The organism is Rossellomorea sp. NPDC071047, from assembly GCF_050270195.1.
Classification (GTDB): domain Bacteria; phylum Bacillota; class Bacilli; order Bacillales; family Bacillaceae_B; genus Rossellomorea.
The window spans coordinates 292458-316776 of the sequence record NZ_JBNNJT010000002.1 but is presented as its reverse complement, the minus strand read 5'-3'; the positions used below and the strand labels follow the sequence as shown (position 1 = coordinate 316776).

Sequence of the window (24319 nt, the reverse complement as noted above, 5' to 3'; positions counted from 1 at the left end):
TGTAAAATAGAGAAAAGTAGAGTGCGGACCGTCTCCACTCTTTCCTGTCTCATGCTTCCTTTTTTCATCTATCAGAAACACCGATCAACCCTCACCCAACTCCCCCCACTAACCCTCTCCCTCCCAATCAATCCCCCATCCTCCACCACACCCATCATATCCATCATCACCGCAAACGGCACTTCATACCCCGACAAAACCCCAGCTTCCTGACACCCCTCCCACATCTCCCTATAACTAATAAACGTATACCCATCCTCACGCCTCACCCGTTCGCCATCCAACAGTCCCATCACCACCCCATACACCTTCAAACTATCAATCTGAAACTCTGACACGTTCTTCGCATACTCCGTCACCAACATCCCAATCCCTCCCCATTTATCATCTCCTACCCTAGAGCCAACGGAGCTGTCCCCAACTCACTCATACCGAAGCATTAGAACCGTCCCCCTGCTCCCCTTGCGTCCATCCACCCCGAAACCGCCCAAACTCCCTCACAAACTCCAGCTTCACCGTCCCCACCGGCCCATTCCGGTTCTTAGCAATCTTCACTTCGACTTCCTGCCCGTTCTTCGAATCCGGATAGTAGTAATCATCCCGGTACAGGAACAGCACCACATCCGCATCCTGCTCAATATTCCCCGAGTCACGCAGATCCGACAGCCTCGGACGCTTATCATCCCTGGACTCGACTCCCCTCGATAACTGGGACAACAGAATAATCGGAATCCCAAACTCCTTCGCCATCCCCTTTAGCTGCTTCGTAATATGCCCAATGGCAAGATCATGCCGATCAAACCGCTCCTTCACATTGATCAGCTGCAGGTAATCAATCACCACGAGAAACGGCTCCGTCGGGTACTCCCGTTTCAGATTCATGATCCGCTGTCTGATCTCAGGCAACGTAATCATCCCATTCTGCGAGAGTTCGAGCTTCGCTTTGTACACGGCGTTCATCGCCCCGTGCATCCTCGGCATCTCATCCTTCGTCAGATACTTATAGGGATTCTGCCATTTCATCATGTTGATATCCGTGATGCTTGAAAGAAGGCGCTGCATGATCTGCCTCGAACTCATCTCTAATGAGAACACCATGCTCACCCCCTGCTCCCTGGTGCATTCCCACGCAAGCTGGATGGCAAAAGCCGTCTTCCCCATGGAAGGTCTCGCCGCCAGGATGATGAGCTCCCCTTCCTTCCACCCTCCCGTCAGCGCATTCAAGCTCTCGAATCCCGTCGAAACACCGGGAAGTCCGTCCCTCTCCATGTAAAGAGATTCATAGAGATCCATGATGATCTCGTCCTTCGTTTCTTCGTCCGTATTCGTGTTGGAATGCATATCAATGAGTGCTTTGTAGAGACCCTGTGCGGATTCCGGGGTGTAGGCATTCAGGAAGTGATGGGCCGAGTTCTTGATGAGGCTCAGTTCGTAATACTTCAGGACGATCTGTTCATACTGCTCGATGTTCACCGTCGTCGGGCAGTAGTTGGCAAGGGCCAGGAGAAACTGGACCCCTCCGACATTCTCAATGTCATCCCCGAGCTCCTCCACCACCATGACCAGATTGATCTCGAGCCTCTTCTTCTGAAGCCCCTTCATCGCTTTAAAAATCAGCCGGTTCTTCACCAGACTGAAATGCTTCTCCTCTAGGGTCAATTCATCCAAGACACCTGGTTCCATAAGAATCGCTCCAATGATCATGCTTTCAGCTTCATGTAGCTCGCGAAGCAGCTGTTCATCGTGCCCATGGTGGTACAGGTCGTGTCCACTCGTTTCGTCGTTCATCCTCAATTCGTATCGCTCCTTCTTTTTCCCACACTTCCATGGTTTTTAGTATTGTCGTTTCCTCCACCGGCGGTTCATACAGCTCAGAGATCATCGGCATGTGCGGACTCCCTTTAATATGGGCTTCAATCCGCTTCTTCACCACGTAATAATCACAGCTCTCCAGGTGCTGAAACCACAGCTTCGCCCGATCATGAGTGAGCAGCCGCTGAGGATAAGCTCCCTGGATCATCTTTATAAGCTCCTTGAATTCCCCGAACGTCATGTTTCCGTCACAATCTCCTCAAGCCCATCCAACAGGTCATCGATATGCTGCATGGATTCCCGAGGAGAAATGTACCCCTCAAGGGCCTTCTCCAAATACCTCGGACTGTTGATCGTCAGCTTCGGATTGATGCTCTGCTGTCTGTCAAACTCCTCATCCATGAAAACAATCAGTTCCTCCGTCGACAGCTCGCTCAAGCTGATCCGCTCCATCGCCACATAATCCATCGGCGTCAAGATAAGTCCTCTCTCCCTCCTGCCAATGAAATGCCCGATCAACGCCTCCAGCCTCTCTCCATCCTTAGTGCCGTTAAGGTTGGTGGTGTTCTCTATCTCTTCTTTCTCTAAGTTCTTAAGTCTGTTTGCAGGTTCTCTCCGCACCCCATTCACATCCTTTTCGCCGCACGAAGACCCTCCGGAACCAGCCCCATCATCAGGCTGGTCACCACCGGATTCATCACGTTCCTCTTCCTTCTTAGACATCCCCATCCAACTCAAATACTCCCCACAAGCGAAATCCTTCGTCGGCCTCAATGTAAACACATACCCATGCTCATACTTCTCCGCCTTCAACCACCCATCTCTCTCCAACCGCTTAATCGAACGCTGAATCCGCGAATGCGAATACTCATCAATCTTCTTCCCATTGTAGAACCACAGATCCTCCCGCAGCTTCCGGAGCGAACGCACATACTGCCTCTCCCCAAGCACCACACCCCCAACCTGAACCCCGCCTTGATACGTCGCATTCAACAGAACCAACACATACAACCGTAGATCCTCCGGGTGATGAAACGTCTCCTTATCCAACATACCTGTCTCCAACTTTCTCCATCCATTCATTACAATCACTCCTATTTCGTTTTGGTTTCACCCTTTATATAGGGAGATGGGAGTGAAAGGGACACCCTATAAATAAATTTTTTATAAAAAAAACATTCGGATGGGGTCCGAATGGTTTTTGGGAGAGTTATAGTATTCTGTTTTTCAAATAATTAGTAGAGAACGTAAAGATATCAAGACTTGATCATTGAGTAAGCACCTACATTTTCCAAATCGTGTATACTATTTATAGAACAGATTAAATCATTAGGAGGAAAATAGATTGTCTATAGCTGCCTACTCAAAGTTCAATCAATATAAAAATAAAATCCACTCATTATCTGCACCGACAGTAAATGAATCTCTTATTAATGAAACATTTTTATTAGAGAAAGATCCAAAGAAGAAACTTGAAATCTACTATGCTCCTTTTGAACACCTAAACGAGCAGGCTAAAGTAGTCATCGTCGGGATCACTCCTGGCCTTCATCAAATGAAAAAATCATTTGAAACAGTATGGAATCTAAAAGAAGAGAACCTCACAGACGAAGAAGTCTTACACGAAGTCAAAAAGAACTCAAGCTTCGAAGGCCCTATGAGAAAGAACCTCATCAACATGTTGGATGAACTCAACCTTCCTGATCATTTAGGCATCTCATCCACAAGTGAGCTTTTTAAATCATCCAGCCATCTGGTACAAACCACTTCCGTTCTTCCTTATCCCGTTTTCTATAATGGTAAGAACTACAGTGGATCCACACCAAACATAGTAAAGACAGAGGTCCTTCGAGAATACATCCTTCAATCTTTCCCAAAAGAATTAGTGCACATGAATAATCCCCTGATAGTTCCTTTAGGCGTGAACGTCTCAAAAGCCCTGTCCTATCTTGCCGAACAAGGTCTTATTGATTCTAAGTCTATCTTAAACTGCTTCCCTCATCCGTCTGGAGGAAATGGGCATCGGCATAGGCAGTTTGCTGAGAATAAACAGCAGCTGATGGAGAAAATGGAAGCTTACTTTAACAGTGTTCAACCTATTCAAACTTTTTTATTTGAGTATTAAAAAGAAGTCATACCTACTAAATCATGCTTCCCTTAACAGGTATAGGGCTTTTCTTGAATTTCCCCTCTTGTATATAGAGTAATTCTCAAGAAAGAGATACCGTGGATTGAATGAGATATTAGTATAAACAACTCTTATTTCTTGGTTTTACAATCACGAAATAGGATGTATTTTTTCAGAAAAAATAAAATAGTATTATTCATTTAGATGTCTGTGTTAGTAACGGTGGTAAAATCCCTTATAACAACGGTACAAAATTCTACAAAGTTAACGGATAATCATTCTATATAACTTTTAGACCTGGAGTGTAGAGTGATAAAGTAGGACTCATCCAACGTATTATCAAGCGTTACTTTCGTCCTGATCTTCTTATTATGGATTAAATAGGATATTTTGCCTTCGATGATGTTAGTGCTCATACCCTGTTTCAAATCATATCAAAAAGATACGAACAAGGAGCTATGATCTTAACTTCAAACAAGTCTAAGTTTGAATGGGGCAAGATTTTTGATGACGATCTGCTTGCTACGGCTATGTTAGACCGAATCGTTCATCACTCAACTACATTTAATATCAAAGGCGAATCTTGCAGGTTAAGAGAAAAAGTAAAAGCTGGCATACAGCCAGCAAAGATGCGCTAATCTTAGTGAATTTCAAACCGTTATTGACAGTCTGATATATTCTTTTCATTATTAAAAAATCGAATGATAATTAATAGTATCAATCGATTTTTTGAATTTCATTTTAAGCTTATTTTCGTTTTTTCAATAACTTTTTTTAGGCCTACTCCTCTAAAAATAGTTGTTTCAAAATTATTCTTTGTAATAAATATTTCTCCATAATCATCTTTATTTTTAAAACCCAAAATTTGAAAAAACATTGTTTCATCATTCTTTATTAAAGTGAGCTCCTTTTTCAAAAAAATCAACTCCTATTTTTATTTAATTACTAGAAAAATGTTGGCAGTTTCTAACTTGAATTATTTATTCCTAAATAATTGCTGAATATAATCTACAATTTCTATATCATCGTCTTTAATTGCTCTTTCAATATCCAATAAACATTGATGGTAATGAATTGTTCTATCTTGTTTGGATTGGATTTCTTGAGGAATAAATTTAACATCCTCTCCCTCTTTTACTAAAGGAAAAATCAAACCTACATGAGGGCAATTGTACATAAGTGCATAGGTTAATAGCTGTAACCTATCCTCTCTAGCAAAACGTCTGTTTTTGTAATCCTTGTATTTTACATCAAAAATTATTACTTCTTTTGTATTTGGATTTTCCAAAATAATGTCCGGCTTTACACTTCCACCAATATAATTCGCCATACCAGTTTTAGTATTCGTAAATATACTTTTTTTATCATCATACTTATGAAGAAAAATTCTATTATGATCTTTTAGAATATATGAGGCAATTCCATTATTCTTTAAATAAGCACGTATATAAAACTCGAATAATTTTTCCATAGAGATAGCATATGGAATAATATAATTCGTGGTAGTAACCCGCCCATTTGTATGTATGGATATTTCATCTAATATCATTTTTGCTAAATTGATTACTGGCTTATAGTGCTTATAGAATCCACTAAATTTTAAGCTTTTCAAGTCTTTACTGGATATTTTTTTAGTACTAATGGGATCCAAAACTTTAGAACAATACGATATTGTTTCTTTATAATTACTCTTAACAGAATCATATCTCTTAAAATACTCAATAAGAAAACGTTTTGACTTCACTAAGGCGGCTTTCAGTATTTGGTTCTCGATAATATCTTCTGAGTAGTTCAAATACTCACTAAAAACCCTTTCATTTCTCCCTCTAGATAAGTTGTTGCGAATATGGTTTTTAAAAAGTATTTTTCCCTTTACTTTTCCCACTAGGTTTTCTTGAGTTTTAATCATCCGCCCCATCAAAGGTTTTTTACAAATTTCTTTTAACATAGTTAAAAACAAGGTTATTGTTATTACACTACTATTTTCGGCAATTCCAGATTCCACTTTAATCGGAGGTTCATTTTGATAAAAATGAAATAACTCATTCATTTCTAAAGAATTTATCTCTTTTTCTTCTTGATTTTGCTTAATGTTTTGGGGAGCTAAATACCGTTCAAATTCATCATCTGATCTAATATAATTTAGCATATCGATAACTGACAGAGAAAACCTGGGTTCTATTTTTAAGATGACATCTGTCTCATCTTCTTCATTTTTAATATTATTCCCATTAATGTCTTTTAATCGACAGATACCAGAATAATTGGAAGCATATATATCCTTATTATTAATTATTTGAATCCCTAGATTTGTAAGATCACCTTTAGGAGGGATATAAAGTTTTTCTTGTAGACATGTTATATCACTGATGCGTCTATTATTTAAGGCAGAAATTAATTTAACCATCTCTTATCCTTTCAATTTATATTCCTTAAGTTATTTGTCAATATCTTGTATTAAACTTTGAAATATATCCTTTAGTGCAACTTCATCAATTTCTACATTCACTTTACCGGTTATATAGTTTACGAAACCATTCCATCCATCGATTCCCTCACTTGAATCTTCTATTAAAAATAATCCGTCTTTCATATATTCTCTTAAAATAGGTATAATCTGATATTTAAACCTTTTATAAAGTTGCTCTTCATCTTCTACTAGAAAGTAAGTATGTCCTAATTGTACATCCTCTTTAAAATATTCAGGATTTAATAATTTTTCACTAAACAAATGACTAACATTTTTAAATAAATTTAAAGCTTTCTTGTTTAAATCATTTTGTTGCTTTAACGATTCATCAGATTCACGCTCTTCATCAGGAGTACCTTCAGGGATTCTATAATTTAAGATAACACTTTCATCAGGCAACAATGAGAAAAATAAGAATCTTCTTCTAATTGCATAATCAATACCACCTATTGATTTATCTGCCGTATTCATAGTGCCAATAATATATAAATTATCGGGTAAAACTAATTTATTGGTTTCATTAACTATATAAGGAGTAGCAACTCCTTCTTCCCTATATTCCAGCCCATAGATTAATTCTCCAAATACTGTAGCCAGATTAGCACGATTTATCTCATCTATTATTAAAAAAAATTTCGTTTTTTTATTTGCTTTTTTTGATTTATTTGCTAACTCTGCAATATTACCAAGCACTTTGTTCACAGTATCATAAACTACTGATTTTTCTTTTGTTTTAACCTCAATACCTCGAATAAAATCTTCATATCCATATGATGGGTGAAATTGAACAATATCCCACGCAATTTCCGGATTATCATCTACTTCTATTAATTCACAATACTTTTCGTTTTTGTAATCTCTAATTTGTACTTTATCCAGGTCTGTTTTATTGCTGCTAATATGCATTAATAGTTCCTTTGTAGAATAGGTCTTTGAAGTTCCTGGTGGTCCTTGTAATATTATCTGTCTAATTCCTAATGTATCCATAGTATCTATGTATTCTTTATATTTATTTTCTGTGTTCACTCTATAAACTCCTTTTACAGTTACTTTTAAACCATCTTCGTTTTCGATAGTGTCACCAATATTTTTCCAAAGTAATATTAATTTAGAAATACTCTTTCTAACCTTAGCATTTGCCTCCCTATTTTGAAGTGCTTTTGAACTTGAAGGTTTAATCTTTTGATAAATATCTTTAAAACTATCAAATTCTTTTATGGCAAAATCTCTTAATAATTCTATTTCACTATCATCATATAATTCTAAATATCCAGAACAATTCATGATGTATGCCTGATAATAATTTTTAATTATTAGAAATAAAATAATATTCGGAGAAGTTGATTGTCTATAATTTTTATAGTCTATATCTAAAAATTCGTCATCCCATCCTACATATTCGGGTGGTTGCATCTCTCCCGCTACATAATAGGGTACATTATTTACATAAATTTCATCATCTTTGGACCTTTTTTTATATAATGCCCTTTTCCCTAATAATAAATGCCTTTTTTCTTCAACAGAACCATATAGATTTGCTGAATAAGTGATTCCACTAATAGTTTTCTCTCGAATTATAATATTATCGTTAAAAAGTAAATTTCTTTCAATATCAGTATCTGATAATAATTCTTGTTCCTTAATTCTTCCGATTAAGTTTATTAGTGGTTTATGTGAATCACCTTCATTAAAAAAAGTACTCTGAGTAACCCCGTTCATCGTGTATTGAATTCTATTATTATTTAATAGTCTTAAATTAGTAGTATATTCAGTGTGAAATTCATTTTCTAACGCAGTAATCTTTAAATTTGCCTCTTGTGTTAAAATACCATCATTACAATAACTTCTTAGCAGAGGTAATATTTGGTATTTAATTTTTTTAAAAAAATCCCTCGTAAAGTAACCATGGCCAATTTCAAACTTTTTTCTATCAATAGGCATCTCACCATATTGGTGAGTAAGATTATCTATTATTAATTTGTTTATCTTCCTATAGTATTCATGTGCTTCAGTATCTATTAGCTCTTCCTTGATATAATCAAAATCACTCTCAATAATATAATTATAAAACCTCCTTTGAATTGCAAAATCAATCGAGAAGGGAGTGTCAATTGCATTATTTAAAGTAGCAATTATATAAAAATTAGGTGGAATCCAGATTATTTCTCCATTTTTTAATGTAACACTATACTTCTTATTACCATGTGGTTCCAATAACATAAGAGTTTCTCCCAATATATCTGCCAAAATTCCACGGTTAATATCGTCTAGAATTAGAACGTATTTTTTGTTTTCTTTATTATCCCAACTAGATATTGCATTTTTTAGCATTTTCAAATAAATTTTATCCTTAAATTCAAATATAATCTTATTATTTTTATCTGCACTTGCTTCAATACCAAAAATTAAATCTTCGTAACTATAGGACTGATGGACCGAAACAACTTCAGAAAATACTTCAGTTTCACTTTTATTTTGAAAGAAATTTACATGTTGTTTTAAATTCTCTGCAATTTTCTTTGAAATATATGTTTTACCAACACCAGAACCACCTTTCAAGAGTAGGTATTTCGATTCTAATAGGACTTCACTCAATTCTTCTATTAATTCACCGGTCTTACCTTCCATAAAATTCCTCCTCTATCTATTTAAAAGTTTACCTTAAACATTTCTTATTAGCAAAACTAATAAGAATGTAAAAAAAAAAGACCCTTTTAATTTGAGTCTTTTAATTTGAGTCTTTTAATCGATCCCCCTGGCGCTTATAAAGTAAGTCCAAATAAGAACAAAAAGATTTAAGATCTATTCTTTTAGATTCAATGTACATATCAAAAACCATGTGAGCAGGAAGCAATACTATTTTAATATTCTCCAATTCAAGAGCTTTAAGAAATTCAATAGAAACCTCGCCTATGTAATTAATCGAATCTTGTTCTGTTGGAAACAGCAACAAATTATGAACGTAATCTATTTTTAGTTGAACGATTAATTGTCTAAAAGCAAGTTCATATAAGTATTGCTTTGTAACATCTCCTACGCCAGGATTATTCTTTAAATCTCTTTCAGATAAGAATATCGAATAGTACTTCGCATCGGAGATAATAAAATACTTTTTATGTTTTTTTTGAAAAACACTAACAATATCAGGTTTCAAAGTATCGACTAAGTGTCCCTCTCCATCTAGCGGCTTCCATAACGGCTTGTCAATATATTCCATTACCTTTTCATACTTATTATCGAAAACAAAACCGCATATCTTTTCCCAAACAACTTCAAAATTTTTCGATCCAAAAAATTCAATGTTTAAATCATCTTTAATTATCTTGTCATTCGAAATAAATGCCGCAATCGCTTTTAATATTATTTGTTTTCTATTTACATACTGAACGGATATCTCATTCATAATCCTCGATAAAATGACTTCTTTTGTCCCCAATGTAGTTCCATCGACGTCAAATTCAACCTTTGGTATTCTAAAATATTCACTTAATCCTAATTCATCAAGAATTTTTGTAGAACTAGTTAACACATACATATGAAGCATACGAAAATAGTCGCTCTCATCGTTTATTACACTTCTAACATAAAAATCCAGGTAGATTGGCTGATTTTCCTTAATGATTGCGTATTCATCATTAATGGTTTTAGTCCAATCAATCTCCCCATTGTCTCCATTTAAGACATAGATATTTTTATCATTATGATATAAACCATTTTCCAGATAATCTTGAATTAAAAACAATATTACCGAAAGATAATTAAGAGCTGAGGGAGAATTTTGATCACCAAATGTTTCTAATTCCTCTAAACTAAGCTTTTCCCTTCTACTATACTCTTGAAACAACAATAATAACTGTTTCATAGTCTCCTTTGGGTCAGATTTCACTAAATATTTCGGAAGACAAAATAGTAGTTTATGTTTGCATACAATGACCCCCACAAACTGAAAAACATACCTAGACTCTTTTGATTCTTTTAATATCCCCTTGGCTTTTAATTGTTTGATCACTTCTAAGTATTCTTCATCTTCTACACATAACAATTTTTGAAGGTCTGACTGACTATATTTTTTAAATTCCTTTAAATAAACTGGATTCATAGGAATACTACTCTTTTTCATCACTTTCAATATCAATAAGATCAGAAGCAAGGAGTTCTTTCGGCTGTGAACTAATCGTTTCCCTTAATTTAAAATCAAAAATAACTTTACCACTATCATAAGCTTGCAAAATTTTAGAAAATGTATTTAATCCCGAAACAAAAAACTTTCCACTGCGATTTTTAAGAACATCTTCAAATAAATACATCAGTAATTTGCTCTTAAATACTCCATCGTAGTTTTCTGGAGCAAGGTCCTTTCCACTTAAAAAAAATGGCCCTATTAATTTATCTTCATTTACGTTTAGATCAGATTCTGTTAATCTCTTATTGATTTTTTTTCTGAATAGATTCCAAGAAACAGGCTCCTTTTCAAACTTTAAATTCACCTTCACTCCATCCAACTTGTTCTCGCCATCATCTATCCCAATATATTCAAAGCTCCAGCGCCTCTTAAATGCCGTATCCATAGGATAAACGCCTTGGTCAGCGCTATTCATGGTTCCCCACAAATACATATTAGAAGGTATTGATAAAACTTGCACTTCTTCAGGACTAAATCCAGATTCATGCACAAGGAAATTTCTCAATTCCTCAGAAGGTGTTATCGTATATTCGCTAGCCCCATTTTCATTTCTATCCAACAGCTGAAAGACATCTCCAAAAACCGCCGCCACATTTGACCGATTAATTTCTTCGATAATCAATAAATGTTTTTCGGAAGGAGATGTCTTTTGACTTTTCATTGCATTTATCCAAACTCTTAGAAACGGTCCAGGGACGAATTCATATGAAATATACTCTTTATCATCCTTGAATTTTGGTTTCGGCTTGTAGGTACCAACAAATTGTGAATAGGAATAATTTGGGTGAAACGTCACTCGTTCATAATTTTCACCAAAAGGTATACGCTCTTTTTCTAGCTTATGACTTTTCCCTGTTCCTGGTGCACCAAAAAGAATACGGTTATGAGGTTTTAAGATGGGATCGTGATCGAGTTTGGTGTTTTCATTGATTCCTTGAGCTTGATTTTCATAATAAGCTTCAATATCCATATACCCGTAATATTCATCATCAGTAGTTTCTAGTGTACATGCCAAGAATGAATCTTCCATCACAATTTTTAAGAAATTCGACCAATTCTTTTCTGTGAAATTGTTCGCATTTAAGCTGTAACGGTCTTTTTCTTCTTTTACAAATGAGGAATATATTAGAATACCAAGAAAGTTAGAATAGTGTCTTTGTTTTAATTCAAACTGATGTGGTTGAATATGGTCTGGAAAATTATCAGTCTCTCTATATTTTTGCACTTCATGCAGAACTTCAATCAAATTAAGGTGTCGATTATGAACAAGGTGTTGATTATAAAAAACAAAGTGTTCAATCTCATTCTTTGTAAGATAGCCCTCATCACCATTTGAAATGTATTGTAAATACAACAACTTTAATATAGTCCTTAATGGCACTAATTCTACACTGTGTTCTACACTATCAACTAAACAAGCTTTTGTCCTTTTATTGGGATATTGAAATTTCCGTATAAAGTTGTGTAGTACACTTTCTATATCGTCGTTTAATATTCGATTAACTCCATTCGCAATTTGTCCATTATGTTTTTTCAACGAAAGGAAAAAACTATATACATTAAAAACATTGTTTTCACTCTTATCTTGTGGCACTTCTCCTGAAATTATCTGATTGGCCACTTGCGTTACATTTTGTTCAAATTGCTCTTTGCTATACATCCTGAAATCATTAGTAAATACGTATTTATACAAGATTACATCCCCTTGGCCGAGCAGTGTTTTAACACTAGTATAATTTATCCAACTATGATAAAACAACCTCTTCTTGGGTTATAGTAACCATAAGTCTTTCGATTGCTGAACCTAAACACTTAGCAAACTGAGGAGGAACAGCATTACCAATCATTTGATAAGCATGCCCTTGGGACCCTATGAAATCAAATTCATCGTCAAAAGATTGAATTCTTGCAGCTTCTCTTACAGTAATGCTTCTCGCTTGATTGGGATCATAATGGATATATCGTAGACCATCTTTGTAAAGATGCGCAATTATTGTTGTCCCTGGCATATCCGGTCTAAGTACATGATAGCGATGTATTGGTGACTTAGAGCCAACTTCTTTTTCGTAAAGCTCACTTAACTTTTTACTATTCGTAAACTCACATTTTCCTGAGTGGAGGTCCTCTGCCAGCATTTCAAATATTTTCATATCACGTAGATTATGATAACGTGGTCTGTGCCAACTAACTCCGCATATTGGAGTCTCATGTGAAATTTTATTTTTTCTTTTATTTTCATCAAATATTGGATTACATGGAGGTAAATCTCCAATTGCATCCTTAAGTGTTACTTGTTTATCAATTTTTTCATTAGATAAAGTTTGTTCGTAAAAATTTTTCAAAGTATCTTGAATATTAATGTTAGAGTTGTATTTTTTATTTATACCAACCAATATAACTCGTTTTCTATTTTGAGGAACACCATATTCACTTACATTAATAAGTGCATACTTATTAATGTCATCTACGATTTCATATCCAATACTAGCAAACCCTTCTCTTATCAATTCTGTGATAGGAGTACCATCCGGTGTAGAGCTAAGCATTCCCGGAACATTTTCAAAAACAAAAAGATTAGGTTGGTAACGATTTACTACGTTTAAATAGTGTTCAAATAAGTAATTCCGATAATCATTTTTCATATTATGTTCATCACGAACACGACCTGCAAGTGAATATGCCTGACATGGTGGCCCTCCAATTATTACATCGACTTCACCTGCTTCAGTTACAAAATGATCAAGCCCTTTACTGCTTCCATATTTCTCGTCATTTTCCCATCCAGCGTATAACTCTTTTTCCCGTTGGATATCAAAATGAAGAACCCTTTGCTTAGCATCCTCTATTCCCCATTTAGTCTCTAATCTATTAATAAGTGTATTAACTTGAGGCTTCAGCCATTCTACTGAAGCAACTTCTGAGTATTTACCTGTTTGAAGGAAGCCATCCAATAGACCACCACATCCAGCAAATAGATCAACTATATTGTATTTTTTCATATTCATCCACCTTATTTAAGAAATTCTTTAATTTTCTTGCGATGTAATAGCCCAAAATTGGTGGTACTGCATTTCCTACTTGTTTGTACTGTTGAGTTTTATTTCCGTAAAAAATAAAATCATCTGGGAAACTTTGTAATCTTGCACTTTCCCTTACCGTTGGTATCCTATTATATCTATAGTGAAAATGTGATCGATGGCCTGTATTAATCGTAAGAGAGGGTTTCTTACTGTGGTAACGAGTCAATGCTTCATTATACTTAAATTGAGAGCTGTATTCTTCAGGCAACGACTTATAGTTTTTTCCTTCAGGAACCATTGATATGAGCTTAACAGTTTTTTCAGCATGAATTGTCCCAATATGGTTAAATATTTTGTTAGAATATTTTCTCATTTGTTCTTGATAAGAATTTTGGGGTTCAATAGGATAGTCTTGAATCTCTTCCCCATATATACCCTCTAATGCAGGCAAGTCTGAGATAGCTTGTTCACAAGTAATAAATTCATCTTTTGTATGAATTGGTTCAGGGAATTCAAAGAAGTCATCAGAATCTAGTAATCCTACAAAAAAGACTCTTTTTCTAATTTGAGGTATACCGTATTCAGGAGCATATAATATCTTTGGCTTTATCTTATATCCAATATTACTAAAGTCATCAATGATCCTCTGTGCTCCTTTTCCTTCGTAGAGATTTAATAGTCCTGGGACATTCTCTAATATTATTGCTTTAGGTTTAAATTTCTCTGCTACCTTAACCATTGCCGTATATAAAGAATTCCTCTCATCATTAACATCACGTGGGCCGGCAAGAGAGAACCCTTGGCATGGTGGACCTCCAACCAATACATCTAACTCTATGTTTCTTTCATAGAGAAAATCTTCTATGTATTTAATGTTGTTATGATTAAATAAATCTAATTTAAGAGATTTTGCACTACCGTGATTTTCTTCAAATGTTTTGAGTGCCATATCATCAAAGTCTACTCCTAGTACCACATTATAACCTGCGTCCAAAAATCCTCTAGATAAACCTCCTGCCCCAGAAAATAAATCCAGAACTGTGTAATCTTTATTATTTTCATTGTTTGTACCCAATAAATTTTCTAATCCCAAACTAATACTCCCTCTAATCTTGTCATTTATGTTTGTCCCATGAAAATATGCATCTATTTTGTCGATAAGTTCATCATCTATTTTAATTCGATATTCTTTTCCTTGTATTAATTTTCTTCCTGATCCTATCCTTTTTCCTCCACGGTTCATAATATCTCTCCTCCCTCATTAGATTATATTGATTAAACGGAGTTTTTTCAATATATATATTTAATAGCTACTTAACGAATACACGTTCGTACAATAATTATAGCTTAAAAATTCATTTATTTAAAATAACAAGGCTATATAGGTAGTTCCACAATAAAAGTTAAAGCCACTTATCTAATTATAAGTTAATTAGATAAGTGGCTTATGATTTAAGGCAAGTACTTTCATTTATTATATCGTTTGTTTCTATGTATTTTTCAACTTTTCTCTTAATACGTGTTAATGCATTATCAATTGCTTTAACAGAACGATCTAATTCTTCTGAAATTTCTTTGTAAGATTTTCCATCTAAAAATAAGGGGAGTACCTTACGTTCCAATGGACTAAGGACTTGAGATAATTTTTTTTCCATATTATTTGATTCCTCGCGATTAATAACAATCTCTTCAGGACCTAAAACTAATGAGTCTGTAACCATATCTATTAAAGCTCGGTCTGAATCATTTTCAAATATAGGTTTATATAGGGATACGTAAGAATTTAACGGAATGTGTTTCTGCCTGGTGGCTGACTTGATCGCTGTTATAATTTGCCTTATTATGCAGAGTTCTGCAAATGATTTAAAGGTGCCAACTTTGTCCAATTTAAAATCCCTAATTGCCTTATATAGGCCTATCATACCTTCTTGAATAACATCTTCCCGGTCTGCTCCAACCAAAAAATATGGTTTTGCTTTTAAATGAACAAAGGGCTTATATTTATGAATTAAATAATCAAGGGCTTCACTTTCGCCTTCATGAAAATATCCAATTATCTCCTCATCGCTAGACTCATTATATTTAAGTCTATATTGCTTTTCTATAGCTCCGTTCAATGATATCATATCCCGTCCGCCCCCCGTGTGGTTATACTAATTATACAATCGTATTTTTCTAAGCGTCAAGGGTTCAGAACACTCTATTACTTTATTTGTAAAGAACAATAAATTAGAAATCCACTCATTATTTATAACAAATCAATTAAAATACAACTCACTTTACTTTCGACAAAACTTAATTAGACTCCTTTATTATTTCCAGTAATAACTTGCATCCTAACATCTTATTTGTTCCTTATCTCATTATCTATAATACAAGAAACAATCCCTATATTCCCCTCCCATTCACGAGCAAAGCTTAAAGTAAAAACCAAATCATTTCATCTCTTATTCTTAAGCTGAAGAGGAATATATCACAAAATCCTTAAAAGCTTGCAATTCATTTGAAATTTTAGTTGTTTTTTCCACAAGCTCATAATATAATCAATATATCTTACAAAAATTATCATTATATGTTAAATAATCCAATAAATAAGGGGTGTATTTTATGAGTGCAACATTTGTAAAGCTTAATGGGACAGAGGGAATGCAGTTCGGAAGAAAATTTTACAATATTACTCTAAAATTTCATGAACTAGCAGATTTTTTAAATGTATTTAAAGATGTTCAGCGTAATATTGATAGAAATAAAGTGAATTCACTTGCTGAATATACTCTTAAAGGATTGAAAGATAAAAATACAAGCTTTATCACTTCATTAACTACTACGTGTAGAGGAGATATCCTCTACAATCATTCAAAGGAAGAAATTAATATTGATGTTAATAGTGTACTGTCTGTCAATGATGGACAACATAGATTCAAGGGAATTTTAAAAGCAATTGCAATCTTAGAAAAACAAATTAAGCAAGAGAAAGATAAGAATAAAAAATTCCTTCTTTCTAGAAAGTTAGAAGGTTTAAAGAATATGGAAATCCCTGTAGTAATTTATGCTGGAATTAACGAGGATATGGAACGTCAACTCTTTCATGACCTAAATAACCTTGCAAAAAAACCTACTAAGTCGACAAGTTTAAAATTCGACCAAACAAATTACTATACTAAAGTTGCAAAGTATTTAGCTGAAAATAATAATTTTTTCATTTCATATGGTGTAGAGACTAATAAAGCATCTTTATCTAAGAAAAACCCTAATTTATTTTTATTGACTGGACTAACAAACTCGGTAAGTCTCTTATTAACTGGATCAGATAAGCATAACCATGACCTATTAAATGAAGAAACTTTTGATGATGTAAGAGGTTTTGTAAATGATACTTTTAATAAATTATTTAATACCCTACCTGAAGACATTAACAACAGAGAAAAGTATATTTTTGGGAAGTCAATAGTTTTACAAGGAATTTCAAAGTTTATATATAAAGCAAAAAACTTAGGTTTTTCTGAAGAGAGTATATTCCATGCCATTTCAGTTGTGGATTGGACTTATTCAGAAAAATGGATAGAATTTGGAGCAAAGATTGAAAATGGAAATATTACATTCAGCGGTTCAGGTACCGGAATAAATTCAGTCTACAAGGCTATAATGTTTGAATTAGAACCTACCCTTGTGTAAATATCTATTCATTTAAATAGTGAAGGATTAATAATTTAATGTTTTTCCCTAATGAACCGGTGAGTAATTAGGGCTCACCGGTTCATTAGAAATCTTGCCTTGACTTCATTTCAGGTAAGAACAATGACAATTCCTCTATATTCCATACTTTTCACTCATTAAAACATCAACGATTATTACTCTTCCTTCTATTACAATATCTATGTGATAACTGAGCGTTTTTCAATTCCGTTTTACCACCCTCAGAATATGGAATGATATGGTCGACTTCAGCATCATCTATTGTTTGAATTTGTTGATTGCAAATTTTACAGGTGGGGTCATTCTGAAAGAGCTGCTTTTTAATATTAAACGTGAAAGTCCTTATTTCATTTACTGGTGCCCCTAAAATCCTTTCTAATGTTTCAAACCAAATCTTAAATCTTTTTACAAGTACATTTTTATCACTAGTCTTAATTTCGATAGAACTAATGAATTCTTCATTATTAGTCATCAATCTAATTAGATTTTCTCTTATCTGATCAGCTTTGGTCACTATTTGGTGTTTTTCATAATTTACAAAACCACACATCTGTATATCAAATAATGCCATATTTATTCTACTGGTTGACCACTTACCATTTACATCCTCACTGTCACCAGGTATAAACCGTCTAAAGGCTTTATCACCGAATACAGTGTTTACCAAATCAATTGTATTTATAAATTTTTTCTTATATTCTTCATACTTTTCTTCAGGCATAAACCTGTTATCCCTTAATTCCTTATTACAAAACTGTTTCATACTAGGTTTATAATTAATGTAAGTCTTCTCCGATAATGCGAAAAACCTTAAAATCATTCCTCTGTAAATCATTCTATTCTTGAAATTTTCTTTTCGAACTAGTGAATCTAGCGTGATATTATTCTCTAGTTCAGAAAGTAATTTGATATACTGCCCTCTAAAAATAGTATTTCTGATTTCATCTTCATTGAGCTTGATAGAACCTGTATTTAATCTTTCGAATATTTCAAATTTTATATCCTGATGTGATTCTTTCTTTATTATAATTGTATGGATAGTCGTTTTCTTGATTTTCATTTGCAGTTCTTTTGGAAGGCTACTAAAAGTTTTTCTGTTATATGCCTTTAATACCCTTAAACCTGATAAAGAAAAATCATCTCCATTTGGAAACTTTCCTTCCAGAAAAGAAATGAATGTTGTAAGCCTTTGTTGACCATCAATTACACTATAAGTGCTATCATTTTCTTCAGCTAAATATATAACGGGAATTGGTACATCAAGCATTACTGATTCTATCAATTTACTAGCTCTTTTCTGATCAATCACGAATTTTCTTTGATATTCCGGCTGTAAGTCTAGTTCACCATCTTGCTTCATTGCTTGGAATTCTCTAATGCTAAAATCTTTCGCTTGCCATAAAAGCTTTGTCTCGTCGTCTCTTTCTCTATCGTCGGCTTCATTATTTTCAGCCTCATTATAATAGTCATCCTCAGTCTGAATATCCAATTCTTCATCAATAACATCTCTTTTACTCATTATGATCAACCTTTCTTTTATTGTACTTTTATACAAGAGAACAAAAACTTTCATTTTAAAAAAGGCGCCCTTCCCATAATACTCTAGTTTACTAAGGGATGGACCTATTCTGTTTTGTGCCAGCTTTATATTCCGTATTGCAGTCCTTTAAAAACCTCCCTAACATGCCAATCTAAAAACGAATGATCCGGATAATAGTACGACTGAATCGGCTCCCGAACTGCCTTCCCATTAAACCTCATCAGCCACTCTTCAAACCCATGAGTCCCATGTGCATCCTGAGACACAACCATTTTTCGCTCAGGAGTCAAAGTGAACACTCCTCTGTCAAATAGCTTGTGGTGCAAGGAACATAAGGCAATCCCGTTTTCTTCTGTATCCGGACCACCGGCTTGATGCCATTTAATATGGGCTGCTTCGACTCCGACGAGTGTGTGGGCTAGTCTTAAATTAAAGCCGCAAATAGCACAACTGTACCCGTAAGCCCTTAAAATTTTCTCCCTGAATTTCGGGTCCCTCTTCCTTTTCGTATAAACGGTGAAATCCAACCCAACCGCATCCAGGATTTCTTGGTGGATTGTTTCTGGAAAATGACTATCCAGTATAATATGGGCAATCTCCTGGACCAGCCTGGGGTCATTTTTTAGAAGATGATAAACTTCCGGGGTGAATCCCCCGGCAACTTTCTCGGTAAGTAACTGACGATTACTCGGACTCTTTGCATTCGCATCTTTATCCAGAAGCCATATCCCGTCTCTCATCAACCGTACAAAAGGTTCTTCAGGATGATAGGATTTCCTGAGTGGGCCAAATTCCCTCAGCAGCTCCGTCAGCTTCTCCCTTGTAACCTCATAACTTATGAATCTGGGTTTATCTGCTTGTAGGTGTCCCAAAGCAAACAAGATCAACAATGGCTTATGGGGCGCTCTCTGGTCCCCTTTCTTCCATATGGACAAGTTATTAATTCTTTTCTTTAACTCAAAGCTGTTCATCGTTTTCCACCACTCATAGAGATTTATTTCTTTCTATATACTAAATAGGTTAAACCTTACAATGAATCAATCCTCTACCTCAAACAAAAACACCTTCTCATGGAATCCCCCGCGCTTCATAGCCTTATCTTTCCGCACTGCATCTACTTCTTCAATAGTAGCCCCATGCTGCTTAGCCAAAGTCCTAATCACCTCCAACAGATCAGCAAGTTCTTCAACCGCTTCTCCATCCTCTTCAGCCCCACAGTATTCATCAAGTTCCTCATAAGCTTTTTCTTTTAAATACTTTATGTAGTCTTCATCGTTAAGGATCTTTTTTGAAAACTCCTTACCACTACTTTTAATGATTTGTGGAATTTTATCCCGGACTAACTTGTTATAGGTTGGCATGCTGATGACCTCCTGTGGATTTTATTATCTATTTTTTCAACATTTTAATAGGGATGATTTTTAAACAAGATAAGCCTCTTAGTAAGTGGCCTCTCCTTTTTCCCCACCCTAGGAATCTTATTTACTTGGGACACGATACATATAATTCATCCAATTATCCCAAGAGCGAACCTCCCGCTCATTGATCTTTCAAATCTTCGACGTGTAATTACTGCATATATTATTGACTAATTCATCATGAAAAACGTCTTCCAGAAATTCTTGTTTAGTAGCTTCATATACGATAATCTTCGTCAGCCTTTCGTCTAACAGTATATTCCTATTATTTAGTTAAATTTGGGATTTAGCAAGAGGAGTCCTCATTTTATGCCCTTTATTTTCCTTACATAAAGATGCAAATGGAGAAATAACTTTTAATAAATACCATTTATTGTAATAAGTTGACGACTTGTCCGTTCCAAGCCATTTTTCACCATTTGATAATGGTTGTAAAAGGGGTCAAAGCATTGGATAAGCCATTGACAGAACGGCAATTATACGGGAAATACATATCCATTTTACTACGATTAAGAAGAGATGAAATGGGCTATACTCAGACAGAACTGGAAGAAAAAGCAGGTCTGGCTAGAACCACGATAAGCAATATTGAACGCGGCAAACGAACCCCTGAATCCTATACCCTATCGAAAATTGCAATAGCATTGGGGATCAGCGTGGACCGCTTAAATGAAGAAGTGTGGGAGAACGTAAAGAAACATAAAGACAATAAATCTTCTGCATTAAAACAGCAAGACTCCGATTTATACTATAGAGGTGATTGAGATTAAAAAGCAGGAATTTGTTTTATTGAAGGGTAAGCAGGTTTACAATTTTATGATTGTTGGGTTCGATGATAAGAACGCCTATGGGGAAATCTATTTTACGGAGAATGATAGTAAGACTTCTATATTTAGAGGGTCTGATGTGAAGGAAGTTATAAGGTTGGTGAAAAAAGAAAGCTGTGGCTTACGTCGAGGGTAAGCCACAGCTTTTTTTACTTATAGAATACCTTCTATTATTTTAAGACGCTCTTTCAATTCCTCCACCGTTAAATACACTCCATCCTCTTTCCTATGAAGCATCGCATGACAATTCGGACACACAGGAATAAGATCTTCTATCGGATTTACCTGATATCCTTTCTGAATTTCATGAAGGGGTGTAATGTGGTGGACATGAATGAAATCTCTCCCCACTTCCCCATATGTATCTTCAAAGTTCATTTTACATACTTGGCACTCGGCACCATAATGATCCATGCACTGCTTACGGGCAAGAGGATTACGTTCATATGAATTAACAGTAATCGTTCTACGTTCTCCTTCCCACATTTCCGGCACTTCGTCAGGATAAACCTCAGCTGACAAATCCTTATGAAAGAACGGCATGATATAGTCACGGAGCTCACCAGTAAGTTTCATAGAACCCTGAATATTCCCTTTCAATCCATGCTCCCTTAATTGATAAAGAGATAAATCATCCGTATCAACCACATCCACCAAACGGACACGTGTCTTATCCCCACCAATGGATTGATCATACTTCTCTTGATCCACCCAAAACGACTGATCATAGATAGTATCATCCGTTTGAACCAAACCCTCTATTACTTCGACCTTATACCTGACCTTTCTAACACTCCCTGAAACATACAAAAATAAGATATCACCATTTTCATAGTTGAAGGAACGTTTCCAGTCCAGAGCTTCATAATGAGTGAAGGCTCTCTCTAAGTCATATTCATTTGGATTCGCTGGCACCAGCCAGATACGACGTGCATTCTTATGGTCTCTGTCTTCTAGTTCCTGGCGACGATTAGCGGCAATCTTTGGTGGCGCTATAAAACGATACTCGTCCTCTTCGAAATGGTAGGGAATATTGTACACATATCCCCTTTCGATGGGATCATAGCATTTTGACTTCTTTATATTGAGGTGATTAGCGAGGTATTCACCAGCTTCTTGAATATTATTAGCTTCATATAATAGTTGGTTATTTTTGTTGATGGTGATGGGAGTGGCCATTAGTTGCCTCCTAGATTATTTATTCTAAATTTAAATAGTGGTTAAAATTCCCACCTGCGAGTACGATACTAAGTATATCAAACCACCAAGGAGAAATTCATGCTATTATTCCTAAACTTTTTAAAGAAGAAGAGTGAGTCCAAACCAAAACAAGTTACTAGTTCTTCACCACCAACACCTAAAAGGACCAGTGAACAAATTGCCACAAGAAAAGGAGAACTAGGAGAATACAAAATCGATATTCAACTCGATCAGCTCCCGAGGACGTATCGCCATCTAAGCGATCTCCTTATACCCAATCCAAAAGCTAAGTCCGGCTATTCCCAAATTGACCATGTGGTGATCACTCCTTACGCTATCTTTGTCATTGAGACAAAAAACTACCAGGGTACCATATATGGTGGGAAAGATCGGAACACATGGCTGGTTAATGGAAAGTTCAAAATGATGAATCCTTTTGTACAAAACTATGGGCATATGAAAGCACTCTCTTCATTAATTGATGAGAAGTACCACAACCTATTTGTTTCCATGGTTTCTTTTACAAAGCGCTCTACATTTAAAGTAGACCCGGATTACCGTAAGATCGCTTCTAACGAACTGATTGTATATGACATCGAGTTGTCGGAGTTTATCCATCGGAAAGAATCGGTGTTGAAGATCCAGCATAAAGAACCTCTTTTAAATGAGAGTGATATCTTGACCATTAATCAAGCCATCGTTAATGCCAATATCCTTGACCAGACCGTTAGAGAAGAGCATAAACGAGCATTGAATAAATCTGTAAAAAAGACCAGTTCCTCCTCTACATGTGAGGTTTGCAATAAATCTGTTTCTAATAAGGTTAGGGCTTATTGTTTATCGAATCCTACGTTTAAAGGGAAGGTTTATTGTTATGAACATCAGAGGAGTATTGGAAAATAGAACTGTCTTTTTATCAATCTAGCAAGAGAGGGTTCACATATACCTTACAGACAAAGCCAAGGACATATCCCTCTCCTCCCATAAGCCTTAAGACCTACACAAAAGTCCACCTCAGGCTCATTATCAACAATAGCTTTACTCTTTAAACTTAGTACATGCGGTATATACGAATGAGGAGAGTGAAGAAAGTGACGAAGAATGTTTATTTAATTCATGGTTTAAAATGTTTATTTAATTCATGGTTTAATGGGAACGGGAGAAATGCATTTCAAGGAGCAATTAGGTGCTTTACGTGAGGAATTCACTGTTATTCCAATTGATTTGCCGGGACACGGTCAGAATAGCCGTGATGCTGATGATCCCTTTTTCGAGCATACACTTGAGTGGCTTATAAGTGAACTCAGAAAAAGAGAGCCCGGTATCTTGATTGGACTTTCAATGGGAGCCAGTTTTGCCCTGCATGCAGCAATCAGATATCCCGAATTGACAAAAGGCATTGTCTTGACAGGCTATGTTCCAAGCATCCCCGAAGAAATGAACGCCATCATGGAAAAACAATATCATTTTTTACATAACATCAAAGCAGAAGCACCTGAAGTAGCGAAAGACTACCTTCTTCACCATGGCCCCCGTTGGGAAACTACATTACACAGGGTGGTGAAGTGTTTCACTTATCATTATCCGGAAGTATCTGATGACCAAATAAAAAAGTTAACCATCCCTACACTACTCATAAATGGCGGAAACGAAATACATGAAGTAGATTCGGTTCACCATCTATCATCGTTGAACAACCTTATCACACCAGAAATCATTCCAAACTGCGGACACTTAGCCAACAGGGAAAACCCTTCGATGTTTAACCGAAGTATTCTGGACTTTATTAGTAGTATTGCGTAGGGGCCAGATGGACAGGTCTCTGAGCCCGTTATGTTAGAAAGGGATTTGTCCCCTTGAAAAAAATAAGCACGGGGTTAGTCCCCCGGCACACTAACGAATTAGTGAGCCGGGGGACTGACCCCGAATTTCTATATTTAGGGGGTTGGATGTAAAGGAAGTTATTCCATTAGCTAAGAAAGAAAGCAGCAGCTTACGACGCGCGTAAGCTGCTGCTTTCTTAAA

22 protein-coding genes are annotated in these 24319 nt (G+C 35.5%); 6 read left to right on the top strand and 16 right to left on the bottom strand.

Translation table 11 applies throughout. The features are described 5' to 3' along the window. Positions 1-71: 71 nt before the first annotated feature. From ACQKFO_RS09375 to ACQKFO_RS09360, 4 genes are all read right to left on the bottom strand, one after another. Positions 72-365, bottom strand: coding sequence for a hypothetical protein (locus tag ACQKFO_RS09375; protein WP_427598230.1), 294 nt, complete (start codon positions 363-365; stop codon positions 72-74). A gap of 61 nt (positions 366-426) precedes the next feature. Continuing rightward, entirely contained in the window at positions 427-1788 is a 1362-nt protein-coding gene (locus ACQKFO_RS09370; protein WP_427598886.1) for a replicative DNA helicase, read from the bottom strand. Next, positions 1739-2020, bottom strand: coding sequence for a hypothetical protein (locus ACQKFO_RS09365; protein ID WP_427598228.1), 282 nt, complete (start codon positions 2018-2020; stop codon positions 1739-1741). The genes ACQKFO_RS09370 and ACQKFO_RS09365 overlap by 50 nt, the downstream gene beginning before the upstream one ends. A gap of 29 nt (positions 2021-2049) precedes the next feature. Then, positions 2050-2895 carry a hypothetical protein gene (locus tag ACQKFO_RS09360; protein WP_427598226.1) on the bottom strand — a complete coding sequence of 282 codons (846 nt, stop codon included), beginning with the start codon at positions 2893-2895 and terminating at the stop codon, positions 2050-2052. A 262-nt stretch (positions 2896-3157) separates the two neighbouring features. Here ACQKFO_RS09360 and ACQKFO_RS09355 point away from each other — a divergent pair, with 262 nt between their 5' ends. Both ACQKFO_RS09355 and ACQKFO_RS09350 read left to right on the top strand, forming a co-directional pair. Continuing rightward, positions 3158-3937 carry a hypothetical protein gene (locus ACQKFO_RS09355; protein ID WP_427598224.1) on the top strand — a complete coding sequence of 260 codons (780 nt, stop codon included), beginning with the start codon at positions 3158-3160 and terminating at the stop codon, positions 3935-3937. Between the two features lie 383 nt (positions 3938-4320). After that, the gene (locus ACQKFO_RS09350; RefSeq protein ID WP_427598884.1) at positions 4321-4578 is read left to right on the top strand and encodes an ATP-binding protein; all 258 of its coding nucleotides are present in this window, start codon (positions 4321-4323) and stop codon (positions 4576-4578) included. Between the two features lie 98 nt (positions 4579-4676). Here ACQKFO_RS09350 and ACQKFO_RS09345 read toward each other — a convergent pair whose 3' ends face one another. The 8 genes from ACQKFO_RS09345 to sigH form a co-directional block, all read right to left on the bottom strand. Then, entirely contained in the window at positions 4677-4856 is a 180-nt protein-coding gene (locus ACQKFO_RS09345; protein ID WP_427598222.1) for a hypothetical protein, read from the bottom strand. Positions 4857-4916: 60 nt separating this feature from the next. Beyond that, a complete protein-coding gene (locus ACQKFO_RS09340) occupies positions 4917-6347 on the bottom strand; it encodes a 5-methylcytosine restriction system specificity protein McrC (RefSeq protein ID WP_427598220.1) in 1431 nt (476 codons plus the stop codon). Between the two features lie 30 nt (positions 6348-6377). Continuing rightward, a complete protein-coding gene (locus ACQKFO_RS09335; protein WP_427598218.1) occupies positions 6378-9038 on the bottom strand; it encodes an AAA family ATPase in 2661 nt (886 codons plus the stop codon). 100 nt (positions 9039-9138) lie between these two features. After that, a complete protein-coding gene (locus ACQKFO_RS09330) occupies positions 9139-10509 on the bottom strand; it encodes an LlaJI family restriction endonuclease (RefSeq protein WP_427598216.1) in 1371 nt (456 codons plus the stop codon). A gap of 7 nt (positions 10510-10516) precedes the next feature. Continuing rightward, a complete protein-coding gene (locus ACQKFO_RS09325) occupies positions 10517-12286 on the bottom strand; it encodes an AAA family ATPase (RefSeq protein ID WP_427598214.1) in 1770 nt (589 codons plus the stop codon). A 52-nt stretch (positions 12287-12338) separates the two neighbouring features. Continuing rightward, positions 12339-13592: a DNA cytosine methyltransferase gene (locus ACQKFO_RS09320; protein ID WP_427598212.1), complete on the bottom strand. Its 1254-nt coding sequence runs from the start codon at positions 13590-13592 to the stop codon at positions 12339-12341. Then, the gene (locus tag ACQKFO_RS09315; RefSeq protein ID WP_427598210.1) at positions 13570-14856 is read right to left on the bottom strand and encodes a DNA cytosine methyltransferase; all 1287 of its coding nucleotides are present in this window, start codon (positions 14854-14856) and stop codon (positions 13570-13572) included. Before ACQKFO_RS09315 ends, ACQKFO_RS09320 begins: the two co-directional genes overlap by 23 nt. Positions 14857-15058: 202 nt before the next feature. Further along, entirely contained in the window at positions 15059-15739 is a 681-nt protein-coding gene (sigH, locus tag ACQKFO_RS09310) for an RNA polymerase sporulation sigma factor SigH (RefSeq protein ID WP_427598208.1), read from the bottom strand. Between the two features lie 481 nt (positions 15740-16220). On the opposite strand from sigH, the gene ACQKFO_RS09305 reads away from it, so the two are divergent. Beyond that, a complete protein-coding gene (locus ACQKFO_RS09305) occupies positions 16221-17288 on the top strand; it encodes a DNA sulfur modification protein DndB (RefSeq protein ID WP_427598206.1) in 1068 nt (355 codons plus the stop codon). Positions 17289-17454: 166 nt separating this feature from the next. Here ACQKFO_RS09305 and ACQKFO_RS09300 read toward each other — a convergent pair whose 3' ends face one another. From ACQKFO_RS09300 to ACQKFO_RS09290, 3 genes are all read right to left on the bottom strand, one after another. Next, positions 17455-18828, bottom strand: coding sequence for an HNH endonuclease family protein (locus tag ACQKFO_RS09300; RefSeq protein ID WP_427598204.1), 1374 nt, complete (start codon positions 18826-18828; stop codon positions 17455-17457). Between the two features lie 125 nt (positions 18829-18953). Further along, on the bottom strand, positions 18954-19820 hold the full coding sequence (locus tag ACQKFO_RS09295; protein WP_427598202.1) for a phosphorothioated DNA-binding restriction endonuclease: 867 nt from the start codon (positions 19818-19820) through the stop codon (positions 18954-18956). A gap of 66 nt (positions 19821-19886) precedes the next feature. Next, positions 19887-20210 carry a nucleoside triphosphate pyrophosphohydrolase gene (locus tag ACQKFO_RS09290; RefSeq protein ID WP_427598200.1) on the bottom strand — a complete coding sequence of 108 codons (324 nt, stop codon included), beginning with the start codon at positions 20208-20210 and terminating at the stop codon, positions 19887-19889. A gap of 506 nt (positions 20211-20716) precedes the next feature. Between ACQKFO_RS09290 and ACQKFO_RS09285 the strand changes: the two genes are divergently transcribed. Next, the gene (locus ACQKFO_RS09285) at positions 20717-21031 is read left to right on the top strand and encodes a helix-turn-helix domain-containing protein (RefSeq protein WP_427598198.1); all 315 of its coding nucleotides are present in this window, start codon (positions 20717-20719) and stop codon (positions 21029-21031) included. 216 nt (positions 21032-21247) lie between these two features. Here the strand turns inward: ACQKFO_RS09285 and ACQKFO_RS09280 are convergent, their stop codons facing one another. After that, entirely contained in the window at positions 21248-22273 is a 1026-nt protein-coding gene (locus tag ACQKFO_RS09280) for an HNH endonuclease (RefSeq protein ID WP_427598196.1), read from the bottom strand. Positions 22274-22372: 99 nt separating this feature from the next. Between ACQKFO_RS09280 and ACQKFO_RS09275 the strand changes: the two genes are divergently transcribed. Both ACQKFO_RS09275 and ACQKFO_RS09270 read left to right on the top strand, forming a co-directional pair. Beyond that, a complete protein-coding gene (locus tag ACQKFO_RS09275) occupies positions 22373-23197 on the top strand; it encodes a nuclease-related domain-containing protein (protein WP_427598194.1) in 825 nt (274 codons plus the stop codon). A gap of 234 nt (positions 23198-23431) precedes the next feature. Then, positions 23432-24097, top strand: coding sequence for an alpha/beta fold hydrolase (locus ACQKFO_RS09270; protein WP_427598883.1), 666 nt, complete (start codon positions 23432-23434; stop codon positions 24095-24097). Positions 24098-24319: the final 222 nt, after the last annotated feature.

What these genes read in the sequence shown, in the direction of transcription:
- ACQKFO_RS09300 (WP_427598204.1), bottom strand. Translation starts at nt 18,828, where the DNA reads ATGAGTAAAAGAGATGTTATTGATGAAGAATTGGATATTCAGACTGAG.
- ACQKFO_RS09340 (WP_427598220.1), bottom strand. Translation starts at nt 6,347, where the DNA reads ATGGTTAAATTAATTTCTGCCTTAAATAATAGACGCATCAGTGATATA.
- ACQKFO_RS09370 (WP_427598886.1), bottom strand. Translation starts at nt 1,788, where the DNA reads ATGAACGACGAAACGAGTGGACACGACCTGTACCACCATGGGCACGAT.
- ACQKFO_RS09335 (WP_427598218.1), bottom strand. Translation starts at nt 9,038, where the DNA reads ATGGAAGGTAAGACCGGTGAATTAATAGAAGAATTGAGTGAAGTCCTA.
- ACQKFO_RS09305 (WP_427598206.1), top strand. Translation starts at nt 16,221, where the DNA reads ATGAGTGCAACATTTGTAAAGCTTAATGGGACAGAGGGAATGCAGTTC.
- ACQKFO_RS09320 (WP_427598212.1), bottom strand. Translation starts at nt 13,592, where the DNA reads ATGAAAAAATACAATATAGTTGATCTATTTGCTGGATGTGGTGGTCTA.
- ACQKFO_RS09295 (WP_427598202.1), bottom strand. Translation starts at nt 19,820, where the DNA reads ATGAACAGCTTTGAGTTAAAGAAAAGAATTAATAACTTGTCCATATGG.
- sigH (WP_427598208.1), bottom strand. Translation starts at nt 15,739, where the DNA reads ATGATATCATTGAACGGAGCTATAGAAAAGCAATATAGACTTAAATAT.
- ACQKFO_RS09275 (WP_427598194.1), top strand. Translation starts at nt 22,373, where the DNA reads ATGCTATTATTCCTAAACTTTTTAAAGAAGAAGAGTGAGTCCAAACCA.
- ACQKFO_RS09290 (WP_427598200.1), bottom strand. Translation starts at nt 20,210, where the DNA reads ATGCCAACCTATAACAAGTTAGTCCGGGATAAAATTCCACAAATCATT.
- ACQKFO_RS09365 (WP_427598228.1), bottom strand. Translation starts at nt 2,020, where the DNA reads ATGATCCAGGGAGCTTATCCTCAGCGGCTGCTCACTCATGATCGGGCG.
- ACQKFO_RS09360 (WP_427598226.1), bottom strand. Translation starts at nt 2,895, where the DNA reads ATGAATGGATGGAGAAAGTTGGAGACAGGTATGTTGGATAAGGAGACG.
- ACQKFO_RS09280 (WP_427598196.1), bottom strand. Translation starts at nt 22,273, where the DNA reads ATGGCCACTCCCATCACCATCAACAAAAATAACCAACTATTATATGAA.
- ACQKFO_RS09330 (WP_427598216.1), bottom strand. Translation starts at nt 10,509, where the DNA reads ATGAATCCAGTTTATTTAAAGGAATTTAAAAAATATAGTCAGTCAGAC.
- ACQKFO_RS09315 (WP_427598210.1), bottom strand. Translation starts at nt 14,856, where the DNA reads ATGAACCGTGGAGGAAAAAGGATAGGATCAGGAAGAAAATTAATACAA.
- ACQKFO_RS09375 (WP_427598230.1), bottom strand. Translation starts at nt 365, where the DNA reads ATGTTGGTGACGGAGTATGCGAAGAACGTGTCAGAGTTTCAGATTGAT.